10 protein-coding genes and 15 tRNA genes are annotated in these 13427 nt (G+C 46.6%); 23 read left to right on the forward strand and 2 right to left on the reverse strand.

Annotated features, from left to right (window positions below; all coding sequences use genetic code 11):
- Positions 1-3: 3 nt before the first annotated feature.
- The 19 genes from Q9R23_RS00005 (at position 4) to Q9R23_RS00095 (ending at position 4343) form a co-directional block, all read left to right on the forward strand.
- A tRNA-Asn gene (locus Q9R23_RS00005) sits at positions 4-78 on the forward strand.
- Positions 79-104: 26 nt separating this feature from the next.
- Positions 105-195, forward strand: a tRNA-Ser gene (locus tag Q9R23_RS00010).
- Between the two features lie 21 nt (positions 196-216).
- Positions 217-291: transfer RNA gene (locus tag Q9R23_RS00015), tRNA-Glu, on the forward strand.
- Between the two features lie 10 nt (positions 292-301).
- Positions 302-375, forward strand: a tRNA-Met gene (locus Q9R23_RS00020).
- An 8-nt stretch (positions 376-383) separates the two neighbouring features.
- Positions 384-459 (forward strand) — tRNA-Asp (locus Q9R23_RS00025).
- Positions 460-466: 7 nt separating this feature from the next.
- A tRNA-Phe gene (locus Q9R23_RS00030) sits at positions 467-542 on the forward strand.
- A 31-nt stretch (positions 543-573) separates the two neighbouring features.
- A tRNA-Tyr gene (locus Q9R23_RS00035) sits at positions 574-657 on the forward strand.
- Positions 658-661: 4 nt separating this feature from the next.
- Positions 662-732, forward strand: a tRNA-Trp gene (locus Q9R23_RS00040).
- A 9-nt stretch (positions 733-741) separates the two neighbouring features.
- Positions 742-814, forward strand: a tRNA-His gene (locus Q9R23_RS00045).
- A gap of 10 nt (positions 815-824) precedes the next feature.
- Positions 825-896 (forward strand) — tRNA-Gln (locus tag Q9R23_RS00050).
- 8 nt (positions 897-904) lie between these two features.
- Positions 905-979, forward strand: a tRNA-Gly gene (locus Q9R23_RS00055).
- 6 nt (positions 980-985) lie between these two features.
- A tRNA-Cys gene (locus tag Q9R23_RS00060) sits at positions 986-1059 on the forward strand.
- Between the two features lie 36 nt (positions 1060-1095).
- A tRNA-Leu gene (locus tag Q9R23_RS00065) sits at positions 1096-1176 on the forward strand.
- Positions 1177-1180: 4 nt separating this feature from the next.
- A tRNA-Gly gene (locus tag Q9R23_RS00070) sits at positions 1181-1251 on the forward strand.
- 38 nt (positions 1252-1289) lie between these two features.
- Positions 1290-1360 (forward strand) — tRNA-Gly (locus tag Q9R23_RS00075).
- Positions 1361-1446: 86 nt separating this feature from the next.
- The gene (queG, locus tag Q9R23_RS00080; RefSeq protein WP_214856786.1) at positions 1447-2607 is read left to right on the forward strand and encodes a tRNA epoxyqueuosine(34) reductase QueG; all 1161 of its coding nucleotides are present in this window, start codon (positions 1447-1449) and stop codon (positions 2605-2607) included.
- The gene (locus Q9R23_RS00085; RefSeq protein ID WP_311246217.1) at positions 2582-3061 is read left to right on the forward strand and encodes a methylated-DNA--[protein]-cysteine S-methyltransferase; all 480 of its coding nucleotides are present in this window, start codon (positions 2582-2584) and stop codon (positions 3059-3061) included. Before queG ends, Q9R23_RS00085 begins: the two co-directional genes overlap by 26 nt.
- Before the next feature lie 3 nt (positions 3062-3064).
- Positions 3065-3538: a tRNA (uridine(34)/cytosine(34)/5-carboxymethylaminomethyluridine(34)-2'-O)-methyltransferase TrmL gene (gene trmL / locus Q9R23_RS00090; RefSeq protein ID WP_290782445.1), complete on the forward strand. Its 474-nt coding sequence runs from the start codon at positions 3065-3067 to the stop codon at positions 3536-3538.
- Positions 3539-3776: 238 nt separating this feature from the next.
- Positions 3777-4343, forward strand: coding sequence for a DUF5366 family protein (locus tag Q9R23_RS00095; RefSeq protein WP_035409453.1), 567 nt, complete (start codon positions 3777-3779; stop codon positions 4341-4343).
- A gap of 1 nt (position 4344) precedes the next feature.
- On the opposite strand, the gene Q9R23_RS00100 is transcribed toward Q9R23_RS00095, so the two are convergent.
- Positions 4345-6120 carry a transglycosylase domain-containing protein gene (locus tag Q9R23_RS00100; RefSeq protein WP_311246218.1) on the reverse strand — a complete coding sequence of 592 codons (1776 nt, stop codon included), beginning with the start codon at positions 6118-6120 and terminating at the stop codon, positions 4345-4347.
- 205 nt (positions 6121-6325) lie between these two features.
- On the opposite strand from Q9R23_RS00100, the gene Q9R23_RS00105 reads away from it, so the two are divergent.
- Genes Q9R23_RS00105 through Q9R23_RS00120 form a run of 4 tightly spaced genes read left to right on the forward strand, consistent with a single transcriptional unit; the run spans position 6326 to position 12518 of the window.
- Positions 6326-7486 (forward strand): glucose-1-phosphate adenylyltransferase, encoded by a 1161-nt coding sequence (locus Q9R23_RS00105; RefSeq protein WP_311246219.1) that lies wholly within the window; start codon positions 6326-6328, stop codon positions 7484-7486.
- A 13-nt stretch (positions 7487-7499) separates the two neighbouring features.
- Positions 7500-8600 carry a glucose-1-phosphate adenylyltransferase subunit GlgD gene (glgD, locus tag Q9R23_RS00110; RefSeq protein ID WP_214856778.1) on the forward strand — a complete coding sequence of 367 codons (1101 nt, stop codon included), beginning with the start codon at positions 7500-7502 and terminating at the stop codon, positions 8598-8600.
- A 14-nt stretch (positions 8601-8614) separates the two neighbouring features.
- Positions 8615-10066: a glycogen synthase GlgA gene (gene glgA, locus Q9R23_RS00115; protein ID WP_311246220.1), complete on the forward strand. Its 1452-nt coding sequence runs from the start codon at positions 8615-8617 to the stop codon at positions 10064-10066.
- A gap of 28 nt (positions 10067-10094) precedes the next feature.
- Positions 10095-12518 carry a glycogen/starch/alpha-glucan phosphorylase gene (locus Q9R23_RS00120; protein WP_311246221.1) on the forward strand — a complete coding sequence of 808 codons (2424 nt, stop codon included), beginning with the start codon at positions 10095-10097 and terminating at the stop codon, positions 12516-12518.
- Between the two features lie 41 nt (positions 12519-12559).
- Here Q9R23_RS00120 and Q9R23_RS00125 read toward each other — a convergent pair whose 3' ends face one another.
- A complete protein-coding gene (locus Q9R23_RS00125; RefSeq protein WP_290782437.1) occupies positions 12560-13378 on the reverse strand; it encodes a sulfurtransferase in 819 nt (272 codons plus the stop codon).
- Between the last annotated feature and the right edge of the window lie 49 nt (positions 13379-13427).

Genomic DNA, 13427 nt, shown 5'->3' on the forward strand with positions numbered 1-13427 from the left:
CGTTCCGCAATAGCTCAGCGGTAGAGCAACCGGCTGTTAACCGGTAGGTCGTAGGTTCAAATCCTACTTGCGGAGCCATTTATTACTTCTTCACCACGTACAATGGAGAGCTGTCCGAGTGGCCGAAGGAGCACGATTGGAAATCGTGTAGGCGTCAAAAGCGTCTCAAGGGTTCGAATCCCTTGCTCTCCGCCATCATCACTTTCAATTCAGAATGGCCCGTTGGTCAAGCGGTTAAGACACCGCCCTTTCACGGCGGTAACACGGGTTCGAATCCCGTACGGGTCACCATTTATAGCGTCGCGGGGTGGAGCAGTCTGGTAGCTCGTTGGGCTCATAACCCAAAGGTCGTCGGTTCAAATCCGGCCCCCGCAATTACATACGGTCCTGTGGTGTAGCGGTTAACATGCCTGCCTGTCACGCAGGAGATCGCGGGTTCGAATCCCGTCAGGACCGCCATTGTTAAGGCTTTGTAGCTCAGTTGGTAGAGCAAAGGACTGAAAATCCTTGTGTCGGCGGTTCGATTCCGTCCAAAGCCACCATCTTTATTAACAACATGATTTTCCCATTTGTGGGGGGGTAGCGAAGTGGCTAAACGCGGCGGACTGTAAATCCGCTCCCTCGGGTTCGGCGGTTCGAATCCGCCCCCCCCCACCACCATAGGGGCATAGTTTAGCGGTAGAACTACGGTCTCCAAAACCGTCAGCGCGGGTTCGATTCCTGCTGCCCCTGTTTACCATGGCGATTGTGGCGAAGTGGTTAACGCACCGGATTGTGATTCCGGCATTCGTGGGTTCAATTCCCATCAGTCGCCCTCTTATTATTGGGCTGTAGCCAAGTGGTAAGGCACTGGATTTTGATTCCAGCACGCGAAGGTTCGATCCCTTCCAGCCCAGCTTTTCAAGCGGAAGTAGTTCAGTGGTAGAATACGACCTTGCCAAGGTCGGGGTCGCGGGTTCGAATCCCGTCTTCCGCTCCAATGAGTGGCGCCATAGCCAAGTGGTAAGGCAGAGGACTGCAACTCCTTTATCGTCAGTTCGATTCTGACTGGCGCCTCCAACTATTTCTCAATTAAATAGTTTTGCAAGAGATTGTGCCGGTGTGGCGGAACTGGTAGACGCGCACGACTCAAAATCGTGTTCCTTTGGAGTGTCGGTTCGATTCCGACCACCGGTATCTTGCGGGTGTAGTTTAATGGTAAAACCTCAGCCTTCCAAGCTGATGACGAGGGTTCGATTCCCTTCACCCGCTTTATACTTTTTACACAATCTGATGTTTCACCTGATCATGCGGGTGTAGTTTAATGGTAAAACCTCAGCCTTCCAAGCTGATGACGAGGGTTCGATTCCCTTCACCCGCTTACCTAAAAGAGCAATGTGTCGTTTTCGCTGACACCTTGCTCTTTTTGTTTAGGAAGGAATCTTAAGAGGAAAGGAGCGTGTCGTAATGGATGGTGTACAATTGAAATTGGCTTTACAAGAGTACGCAGTTGAGATTGGAATCGATGAGCTGAAGGTGACGACGGCTGACCCTTTTCTTGTCTTAAAACGTCGACTTCAAGCCCAACAGGAGAAAGGATTTGCTTCTGGTTTTGAAGAGCCCGATCTCGATCTACGAACGACTCCTTCATTACTCGTAGAAGATGCGGCTTCGATCATTGCCATTGCGGTCGCGTATCCAAGTACTCTCAAAAATGCACCTCGTGGCAAGGAAGGGGAGCGGCGAGGTATTTTTTGTCGATCGTCCTGGGGACTGGATTATCATCAGGCGTTGCGACAACGTTTGACGTTGCTTGAAGAAAAAATTCAACAGTTGAGTCCAGGTGCAAGGACGCGCTCGATGGTCGATACAGGAGAACTCGTCGATCGTGCAGTAGCAGAACGAGCAGGTATTGGATTCAGTGGTAAAAATTGCTCGATCATCAGTGAAGAGCACGGATCGTATCTTTATCTCGGTGAATTGATTACTGACCTCGTCTTGCCGCCGGATCAGCCAGTCGAAGAATTATGTGGAACATGCAATAAATGTATCGATGCTTGTCCGACGGATGCGTTGGTTGAACCTGGTGTCATCGACGCTAAACGATGTATCTCATTTTTAACACAGACGAAAACGCTACTGCCAGAACCGTTTCGGATGGCACTTGGGAACCGTCTGTATGGGTGTGATACGTGTCAGCAAGTATGTCCATATAACCGGAAGAAGAATGCGACACATCATGTTGAACTACAACCGGATCCGGAGCAGGTCAAACCGCTCCTTGTTCCACTCTTATCAATGAGTAACCGTGAGTTCAAGAGTCGTTTCGGAACATTATCCGGAGCATGGCGTGGTAAGAAGCCGATTCAACGTAATGCGATTTGTGCGCTCGTCCATTATCGAGACAAGAGTGCGATTGACGCGCTACGGTTAATGACGGAAACAGATGCCCGCGAAGACATGCGGGCGCTTGCACTCTGGGCAGTCGGTCGGATTGGCGGAATTGATGAGAAGTCGTACATCGAATCCCGTCTTTTAGCGGATACTGCAGTGGATGTTCAGACAGAAGGACGACGGTTAATTGAAGAGTGGGGGGAAGCAGATGCCATTTCAACAGCTCACTTATGAGTTCGGTACATTGCTCGTCGCATGGGGAAAAGAGCAAATCGTGTACCTCGACTTTGGATTGAATAAAGATCGTGCTCGGACCTATTTAGCAAAAGAGACAGACGAGGGTACATTACCGAAAGCTTGGCGTATGGCGTTTGATCGTTATGCACAAGGAGAGGTACAAGCGCTTGATGCGCTTCCTTGTCAGTTGCGTGTCACACCATTTGCAGGGAAAGTGTTACAAGCTTTGCGAACCGTTCCGTTCGGTCAGACGATCAGTTATGGTGAACTGGCTCGAATGATTGGAAAACCACAGGCAGCACGAGCTGTTGGCGGTGCCTTGAATCGGAATCCGATCGCATTGATTTATCCATGCCACCGTGTCATCGGGGCGACTGGTAAATTGACGGGTTTCGCAAGCGGAATTGCCCATAAAGAAGCGCTTTTAGCGCATGAGATAGGAGAGAATTGAACCATGGCTATTCATGTCGTTATGTATCAACCGGAAATTCCTCAAAATACAGGTAATATTTCGCGAACATGTGCAGCGACGCATTCCGTCCTTCACTTGATCCGACCGCTCGGCTTCTCGACAGACGACAAGCAACTTAAACGTGCGGGTCTTGACTACTGGGAATTTGTCGATGTCCGTTATCATGATTCGTTAGAAGAACTGTGGGAAAAACATCCGGAAGGTGTTTTCTACTATATTACGAAATACGGGGAACAGTACCCAAGTCAGATTGACTTATCGGACGTTGAACAGGACTATTTCTTCGTCTTTGGTCGGGAAACAAAAGGATTGCCGCTTGAAGTCATCGATTCAAACGCAGAACGGTGTATCCGTTTACCCCAATCGAATCTCGTTCGTTCACTGAACGTCTCGAACACGGCAGCGATCATCGTCTATGAAGCATTACGTCAGCAAGGATACGCAGGTCTTCTGTAAAGCAAAAGCTCCATCCTGATTCAGGATGGAGCTTTTATGAGTTATTCGTTACCTTCAGGTTTTTTGTTGTAGCCTGCAGTGAAGATTGCTGTCAAAAACGCAAGACTTACGCCGACCATTAAGATAAATGCCATTTTTGTTTCCCCCTTCAGTCTCTTGAACCGATATAATCTATTATAGTATACCTGTAAGTGAAATTGTGTGCTACATATGAATTTTCTATGAATGGAGACTCCACATGCGTACGAACGTTTACCTATTAAGTTATGCCCCACTGATCAGCATCTTGTTATTTAGTACATCCCTTGCGATCGCGACGACGGAACTTGCATTGCATTGGCTCGATCAAGTCGGCGTGTACGATGAACTGCTCCAGCTACTGACGGCACGTGATACGAAGCTCGTCGTTTGGCTTGGTTTTTTGATCGTCTATTTCATGATCTTTAGTTCGCTTAAACTACTATCGGACACGATCAATCAGCTCGGTTTCGCCTTTTTCATCAAAGAACAAGAGGGAACGACACTCGGTATGTTACGTCCGGGCAGTATTCTCCTGCTCGTCGGAGGATGTGTCAGCTTTGCTTTCATGACGTCCTTCTTGCACGTCGGGATTGTATTGCTTGTATCCTTCTTCATCTATTTTATCTTTTACACGGTACAGATTAGTAAAATGACGAGTGCGGCTGGAGCTGTTGGGTTGATCATCTTCTCCTTCTTAGCCTGGGGCGTTCTACTCGCTGGTCTATCATGGGTTGGTCTGACCTTATTCAATTCCTTTGGAGAAGCAATTTTATTTCCGAGTTGACTCAAGGACGTAAAATCGTCGCCCACGTCTGGACCTGTAACGTTGCATTGGCTTCAGCAGGGAAAGGGCGGGGACGGTCAGCTCCTAACCAAATACCCCCGATGTGTTGATTTTTGATACCGACGAACCACATATCCTTATTATCATTCGTTGTTCCTGTTTTTCCTCCGATATAGCGCGCGGAAGGATCGTATCCTTTGCGCCCTGTTCCATACGTCATGACATTCTTTAAACCAGCCCGTAATTCACGGTTCGTCTGACTGGACCAAATCCGTTGTTCCTTTTCCTGCGGTCGTTCGACCGTTCCGTTTCGAAACGTAATACTTTTAATCATCGAAGCCGGTCGATAGAGCCCGTCATTCACGAATACGGTATAAGCATTTGTTAGTTCAAACGGACTAATGCCGTACTGCAAACCGCCTAAAGCGCTCGTGAAGGCATCATCCTTCCGTGTCCACTGACTGAAATGGAACGGACGGATGGACTTCAATCCTTCTTGGAAAGAAACAGCAAAAGCACGAATCGCTGGTGTGTTATAAGAATAAGCGATCGCATCGGCAATCGTCACTTGTCCAAGGATCCGATTTCCGCTATTTGATGGACAGTATCCATCGATACAGACAGGACTACCGTCTAACGTACTCGACAATCGAGCTTTCGTCTTCTCGAGATAAGGACCATAGACAAGTAACGGTTTGATGGCTGAACCAGGTTGTCGGTACGACTGCACTGCTCGGTTGAACTGACCGGTCAAATTTGATTTGTAGCCGACTAAAGCCGTAACCCCATGTGTTTGTCCATCAATGCCAACATAGGCTCCCTCAATCGGGTCTGGTAGACGACGAAGAGCTTCTTTAGCTCGTTGTTGCTCGGCTGAGTCGAGATATGTCGAAATGATCGCACCTTGTTGATGTAGATATTCCGAAGCATGCTTCTCACTCCATCCGTGCTGTTGAGCGGTCATCCGGATGGCAGCTTGGACGGTTGCATCGATATAGTCCGGATAAGGAACCCGCGGCTTATAGGATCGAGGTGTCACATGAGAAATAGTAAAATCTTTCGTCAGTACACGATCGCGCACTAATGCTTGAGCGATTCGTTGCTGACGTTTTTTTGTATTTTCAGGAAAACGAAGCGGATCGTAGAGTGACGGATTGTTCGGAATCGCTGTCAAAAAGCAGATTTCAGACCAATTTAACTCGCGCGCTGGCTTATTGAAATATGATTTTGCAGCCAGTTCGATCCCGTAAATATTATTCGCGAAATATGCTTGATTGACATACGCCGTCATTAGTTCTTTTTTAGAATATTTCTGTTCTAAAGAAACAGCGATTAACAGCTCTTTTATTTTTCTAGTATACGTTTTTTCGTTTGATAGGTACGTCATTCTTGCTAGTTGTTGTGTGATCGTACTTCCGCCTTGGGATTTAGAATCAGACTGGTTTTTAGTAAATGCACGTAAGATTCCTGTGATGTCGTAACCGTCATGTTGATAAAAACGTTGATCTTCGATTGCTACAAACGCTTGCTCGACTTTTTTGGGTAATGTTTGAGGCGTCAAGTCATCCCGTCGTAATCCATCATAAAGCTCGACCTGTTTATTTTCGTACGTTACAGTGATCGGTTGGTAGGAGGTCAGGGGATGTCGTGTCGTCTGTTCGTCGGCCCAGAAAAAAAATGTACGTGCTGTGTTCAACTCATCTTTAATTGAAAATAAGGAAAATACAAGCATCGTCGCAAGACCAAATAAGACGAGATATCCGGTGGTGATTCGCATGAGAACTCCTTTCAAAAAGCCATTTCATTCCTATTATCGGACTTTTATGGAGAAATCAGTAGACTTTTTTTAGATTTTTGTATTTTAATAAACCTATTTTGCAGGAATGTTATATTAAAAAGAGAAAAGATTGGGTATATAGAAGTATCTGCGGATTTTATAACTCAAATTGTCTGAAAAAAAGAGCATAAATGGAGGGGACGAAATGGCTAAAAAGAATGTCGTTGCGATGTTACTTGCAGGCGGAGAAGGGAAACGTCTGGGAGCTTTAACGAAACATACTGCAAAACCAGCTGTTGCATTTGGAGGAAAATACCGCATCATTGATTTCCCGCTTTCGAACTGTACGAACTCAGGAATCGATACAGTCGGCGTGTTAACGCAATATGAACCACTTGAATTGAACCGCTATCTCGGAATCGGGAGTGCGTGGGATTTAGATCGACGTAACGGTGGTTTAACGATTCTACCTCCTTACCAAGCTCAAAATGGAAAGAACTGGTATGAAGGAACAGCGAATGCCATTTATCGAAACATGAGTTACATCAACCAATTCGACCCTGACTATGTACTCGTCCTATCAGGCGATCATATTTATAAAATGGATTATGAAAAAATGATCGAGGAGCATCGACTTGGTGGAGCTGACGTGACGATTTCTGTACGTGAAGTCCCATGGGAAGAAGCACCACGATTCGGAATTCTCAATACCGACGATGATCTCCGGATCAATGAATTCGAAGAAAAGCCAGAGAATCCAAAATCAAATCTCGCATCGATGGGAATCTATGTCTTTAACTGGGATGTATTGAAGCGTCATTTGATTCAAGATGCAGGGGATGCGGAATCAAGCTTCGACTTCGGTAAGAACATCATTCCGAACATGCTCTTTGAAAATCTGAATATCCGTGCGTATAAATTCAAAGGATATTGGAAAGACGTCGGAACGATTCAATCGCTCTGGGAAGCAAACATGGATTTGTTGACGGCAGAACCAGAATTTGATTTATACGATCCATCTTGGAAAGTCTATTCTGTCAACCCGAACCAACAACCTCAATATATCGGGAACACTGCAACGGTCGAATCATCAATCATCAATGAAGGATGCCATATCGAAGGTGAAATTAATCATTCAGTCCTCTTCCATGGTGTAGAAGTAGCGGAAGGATCACTCGTCAAAGACTCAGTCATCTTCCCGAACGTTAAAATCGGACGAGACGTCACGATTCACCGGGCGATTTTAGCAGATGGTGTCATCGTTGAAGATGGTGCGACGATTGGATCTCCGGACGGAGAAGTCTTCGTCATTGAAGCAGACAGCATCGTTAAAAAGAACGAAGTCATCAAAGAAGCAATTCAATAAGGGGGATATTCGAATGAAGGTCGATTTATTAGGCGTCATCAATCTAAGTGGTGAAGAAGGATTTTTCAAAGAACTAACAGAGCATCGTAACTTGGCAGCTGTGCCATTTGCGGGTCGTTATCGATTGATCGATTTTACATTAACGAACATGGTACAAAACGATATCGCGAACATCGGAGTTTTTACGCTTGAAAAATATCGTGGGATGATGGATCACCTCGGCTCAGGAAAAGAGTGGGATCTTGACCGTTCAAACGGTGGACTCTACATCTTCCCGCCTGCATTATCACAAGATGCGAATGAGTTCCGGGGAGATCTCTCAAACTTCCACCTTCATCGCGATTTCTTCCTGCGCAGCAAGGAGAACTATGTCGTCGTCTCTGGTTCGAACATCTTATCAGCCGTAGATTATCGTGATGTCTTGCGCGAACATAAAGAATCGAATGCGGATATCACAGTCGTTTATACGAAACGTGAACTGCCTTGCAAATACTGCCGTCCAATTCGCTTTGGCGAGCAGAACCGCGTGACTGCAATCGGATCACGAGGGTTCCAGCCAACTGATGAGACGTTCTACATGGAAACGGTCGTTCTATCGAAGAACCTATTCGTTCGTTTGATTGATGAGGCGATTGCGCGTGGTGAGTACGATTTACTACAAAGTATCATCCGCTCGCAGCTAAATCGCTTGCATGTACATGGATATGAATATCGTGGTACATCACAAGTCATCCACTCACTTCGTTCATACTACCGTGAGAGCATGCTATTGCTTGAACAGTGGGGAGCAATCAACGACTTCCAGCATGTCTACACGAAAATCAAGCATGAACCGCCGACACGTTACTTGCCAGGTTCAGCGATTAAGAACTCACTCGTCGCAAACGGCTGTAAGTTAGAAGGCACGACGACGGATAGCATCCTGTTCCGTGGTGTTAAAGTCGGAAAGCATGCTCGCGTCAAAAACTCGATCATCATGCAAAAATCGGTCATTGAAGAAGGCGCGGTCGTTGAGTACGCGATTCTCGACAAAGAAGTGACCGTCAAACGCGGTCAAGTCATTCGCGGTACGGTAGAAGAACCAATCGTCATCAAAAAACAAACAATCGTTTAAAGGAGATGTCATTCATGAAGGTATGGTTTGCTGCCACGGAAGCGACACCCTTCATCAAGACAGGGGGGCTAGCTGACGTCGTCGGCTCGCTCCCTTTAGCGCTTGCTGAGGAAGGGGCAGACGTTTCGGTCGTCTTACCCAATTATGGTCAAATCAAGGAACAATACAAATTAGAAATGGAGTTTTTATTCGACTTCATCGTACCAGTTGGCTGGAGACAGCAATTTGGTGCTGTGCTCCGATTAAAACAAGATGGTGTGACGTTCTATTTCATCGATAATGAGTACTATTTCAAACGCGATGGTGTCATTTATGGACATTACGATGATGCGGAACGATTTGCGTATTTTTCACGTGCCGTTCTTGAGATGATTCAACATCTCGATCGGAAAGAAGTACCGGACATCATCCATTGTCACGATTGGCAAACAGGTGTGATTCCGGCGTTCCTACGGATCCATTATCAGCACCTAGAGCGCTATCAAGACATTAAAACGGTCTTTACGATTCACAATCTACAATATCAAGGTGTTTTCCCGGAGGAAGTACTCGGTGACTTACTTGGATTGAGTCATGAACACTTCACAGCCGATGGTATTGCTCATAACGGTCTCGTCAATTACATGAAGGCAGGACTCGTCCATTCCAATCAAATCACGACAGTCAGTCCATCATATCGTGATGAGATCATGGATCCATATTACGGTGAGACGCTTGAACCCGTCTTACAACATCGTGCTGTCGACGTACGCGGAATCTTGAATGGAATCGACTATCGTCAATTTGATCCTGCACATGATACGCATCTCGTTGAGACGTATTCGGTCGATACCGTCACGGAAGGAAAGGCGAAGAACAAAGCTGCCTTACAAGAAGAACTAGGTCTCCCCATCAATCCGGATGTACCATTGTTTGGTTTCGTTTCTCGTCTCGTCGACCAAAAGGGGATTGATTTGCTCGCGCATATCTTGCCAGATTTGTTTGAACTCGATGCGCAGTTCATCATCCTTGGATCAGGTGAAGCGGAATATGAAGGGTTGTTCCATCATGCGACATCGATTCGTCCAGACAAAATCGCTTCTTACATCGGGTTCGACGTTGGTCTCGCGCAACGAATCTATGCAGGCAGTGACGCCTTCTTGATGCCTTCGCGTTTTGAACCATGTGGTCTCAGTCAGTTGATTTCGATGAAGTACGGCTGTTTACCAGTCGTCCGGGAAACAGGTGGTCTTCGTGATACGGTCAAGCCATTCAATCAGTTTACGTTAGAAGGAAATGGATTCTCGTTCGCGAATTATAATGCACATGAGTTTTTAGAAGCGATTAAACGTACCATCGAGGTCTATCATGATCGCCCGGTCTTTGAGCACTTGATTGAGACGGCGATGAATGAGGATTTCAGTTGGTTGCGTTCAGCCGACGAATACTTGGCGTTATATCGTTTGATTGCACCGTCCGCCACTTGATCGTATCACTGGGAAAAGGAGTTACGTCATGTTCAAAGATAAAGAGAAGTTCAAGGAGAGGTTTACGGAACGATTCGTTTCGATGCATGGCAAGGCAATAACGGAAGCAACAGAAAACGATATCTATCAGACGCTTGCTTATCTGGTACGTGAGACGGTCACGACCGATTGGTTACGGACAAAGGAAACATATACCCATAAAAAAAGTAAGCAAGTCTATTACTTTTCACTCGAGTTTTTACTCGGACGTTTCCTGCATAACAACCTATTAAGCCTTGACGTCTTAAAGGATGTGGAACGGGGACTAGAAGAACTCGGATATCAGCTCAGTGATCTGACAGAAGAAGAGCCGGAACCTGGACTTGGGAACGGAGGTCTCGGTCGTCTCGCAGCCTGTTTTCTTGATTCCTTGGCTGCGCTTGGTTTACCGGGACATGGGAACGGTATCCGATATCAGTATGGTCTCTTTAAGCAAAAAATCATCGACGGCTATCAAGTCGAGCTACCGGATAACTGGCTGAAGAACGGAAACATGTGGGAAATTAGACGTTCTGATAAAGCGGTCGATGTTTCATTCGGTGGACATGTGTGGCTCGAAGAAGTCGATGATGGGTATCGCGTCCATCATGAACCGACGGAAATCGTCCGTGCTGTTCCGTACGATATGCCGATCGTTGGCTATCAAAACAAGGTTGTCAATAACCTGCGACTCTGGAGTGCTGAGTCCCCACTTGATGATGATGAATTACTTAGCCAATACCGTGGGAACTATAAAGATTTACTGGCACATAAACAATCGATTCAGACGATTTCAGAGTTCTTGTATCCGGATGATACGACGTATGAAGGAAAAGAGTTGCGTCTAAAGCAACAATATTTCTTCGTCTCTGCTGGATTACGGAGTATCTTAACGTCCTTTAAAAAGCGAAATCATTCACTGAAGCAACTCGGCAACCATATCGCTATCCATATCAACGATACACATCCGGTCGTCGCGATTCCAGAGTTGATGCGGATTCTTGTCGATGAAGAAGGATTTGGCTGGGAAGAAGCATGGCGCATCACGAAGAGTGTCATGTCGTTTACGAACCACACGTTACTGTCAGAAGCACTCGAGCGCTGGCCGGTCGATTTGTTCCGTCGCTTGTTGCCACGCATCTATCTCATCATCGAGGAAATCAACCGACGCTTCTGTAAAGATGTGCTGGCAAACTATCCACACATGGAAGCACATATGCGAGATATTGCCATCATCGCGGACGATCGGATCAACATGGCGAATCTGGCTGTCGTCGGCACGCATTCAACGAACGGTGTCGCTCAGATTCATACTGAGATTCTGAAGCAGCGCGAGATGCGACTATTTTATGAGATGTTTCCGCTTCGATTTAATAATAAGACGAACGGGATTACACATCGTCGCTGGCTTCTCTCATCGAACCCAGCACTGGCAAACCGTGTGACAGAAGCGATCGGGGATGGTTGGATTCAGCATCCGTCCGATTTGCAAAAATTGACGAAATGGGCAGAGGATTCAGCACTGCAGAAGGACATCGCCGGGATCAAGCTTCAGCGTAAGGAAGAATTAGCGTTGCTCATTGAAAAGGAAACAGGTATCGTCGTGGATCCAACCTCGATTTTTGATGTTCAAGTCAAGCGATTGCATGCGTACAAACGTCAACTCTTAAATGCGTTACACATTCATTCGCTCTATTATCGTCTGAAGGAAGACCGTTCCTTTACGATGACACCGCGGACATTCATCTTTGGTGCAAAGGCAGCGCCAGGCTATCATTATGCAAAAGAAGTCATTCGTTATATCAATGCGTTAGCTCGCTTAATTAATCAGGATCCAGAGGTCAGCCCATACTTGAAAGTCGTCTTCCTAGAAAACTATCGTGTATCGCTTGCTGAAAAGATTTTCCCGGCAAGTGATGTCAGTGAGCAGATTTCGACTGCCAGCTATGAAGCCTCTGGAACCGGCAATATGAAGTTCATGATGAATGGCGCTTTGACGATTGGAACGCTCGACGGAGCGAACATCGAAATTCGAGATGAAGTTGGGGATGCGAACATCTTCATCTTCGGCTTAACGCCGCAGGAAGTCATGAATTATAAGCAATACGGCGGTTATAGTGCGTATGATCAATACAGTGCCCAACCCGAGTTGCGACGAATCATCGATAGTCTCGTCGACGGGACATTATTTGCTCCGGGTGAATTCCAAGCAATTTACGATTCATTATTGACGTATAATGATGAGTATCTGATCCTGAAAGACTTCATGTCGTATCAACAAGCGCAGGAACGTATCGATCGGATGTATCAGCAACCGGAAGAATGGTATAAACGTGTCATTCTTAATATTGCTCGGTCAGGTGTGTTCTCAAGTGATCGAACGATTAAAGAGTATGCGAATGCGATCTGGAACATCAAACCAATTCAACTCTAAACAAAAAGACACTGACAGATGTTTCTGTCAGCGTCTGATGTTTACGAACGGGAGACGTCTTCACCGCGGCTGACCCAATCACTATAAGAGCCGGCGTAAAGCCGGACATCGGTTTTCCCGAGTGAGTGGAGAGCGATGACATTGACGCACGCTGTCACACCGCTTCCGCAGTAGAGGATAGGTGCCGTGACCGGCAGGATGTCGGCGTATAGTTCTTTCAAATCTTCCGCATCTCGTAAACGACCATCTGGTGAGAGTGCTTGTTCAAAGTAACAATTTACGGCACCGGGAATGTGTCCGGCGACATGATCGAGTGGTTCGATTTCTCCGCGATACCGATCGGGCGCACGGGAATCGATGACCAGCGTTTCTGTCAGCTGATCCTTTAGCACTTCGAACGAGACGAGCATCTCGTCTTGGAAACGCGGCGTGTACTGAGAGGGTTCATAAGTAAAAGTCTCGTCTGTAACCGGAAGATCGAACGCTAGGTAAGAGGAGAATCCGCCCTCGAGAACGACGACACGCTCATGTCCGATCCATTTAAATAACCACCATGCACGAGCGGCATACGGAAAACCATCGTCATACAAAACGACGAAGTCTTCCGGGGTCACACCATGCTGTTCCAGTGTGTGTTGCCACGCTTCTTTTGAAGGAAGCGGATGCCGACCGCCGACCTCATCGATTGGACCAGAAAGGTCAGTCGTTAAATCCAGGTGCTGTGCACCTTCGACGTGTTGTTCTAAGAAAGCATTTCGTCCATATTCAGGTTGTTGTAAGTCATAGCGGCAGTCAAACCAGCGAATCTGATCCGTACGGACGAGCTGTTGAAGGTCTGCCATTTGAATCGTAGGAAACATGCCTCATCACCTTACCCTTTCTAGTGTTAATCATATGAAAGGTATCGCA

Origin of the sequence: Exiguobacterium sp. BRG2 (assembly GCF_031844245.1) — a bacterium.
Classification (GTDB): domain Bacteria; phylum Bacillota; class Bacilli; order Exiguobacteriales; family Exiguobacteriaceae; genus Exiguobacterium_A.

Bases quoted from the DNA above. Each gene is read 5' to 3' on its own strand.
- queG (WP_214856786.1), top strand. From the start codon at position 1,447: ATGGATGGTGTACAATTGAAATTGGCTTTACAAGAGTACGCAGTTGAG.
- Q9R23_RS00085 (WP_311246217.1), top strand. From the start codon at position 2,582: ATGCCATTTCAACAGCTCACTTATGAGTTCGGTACATTGCTCGTCGCA.
- trmL (WP_290782445.1), top strand. From the start codon at position 3,065: ATGGCTATTCATGTCGTTATGTATCAACCGGAAATTCCTCAAAATACA.
- Q9R23_RS00095 (WP_035409453.1), top strand. From the start codon at position 3,777: ATGCGTACGAACGTTTACCTATTAAGTTATGCCCCACTGATCAGCATC.
- Q9R23_RS00100 (WP_311246218.1), bottom strand. From the start codon at position 6,120: ATGCGAATCACCACCGGATATCTCGTCTTATTTGGTCTTGCGACGATG.
- Q9R23_RS00105 (WP_311246219.1), top strand. From the start codon at position 6,326: ATGGCTAAAAAGAATGTCGTTGCGATGTTACTTGCAGGCGGAGAAGGG.
- glgD (WP_214856778.1), top strand. From the start codon at position 7,500: ATGAAGGTCGATTTATTAGGCGTCATCAATCTAAGTGGTGAAGAAGGA.
- glgA (WP_311246220.1), top strand. From the start codon at position 8,615: ATGAAGGTATGGTTTGCTGCCACGGAAGCGACACCCTTCATCAAGACA.
- Q9R23_RS00120 (WP_311246221.1), top strand. From the start codon at position 10,095: ATGTTCAAAGATAAAGAGAAGTTCAAGGAGAGGTTTACGGAACGATTC.
- Q9R23_RS00125 (WP_290782437.1), bottom strand. From the start codon at position 13,378: ATGTTTCCTACGATTCAAATGGCAGACCTTCAACAGCTCGTCCGTACG.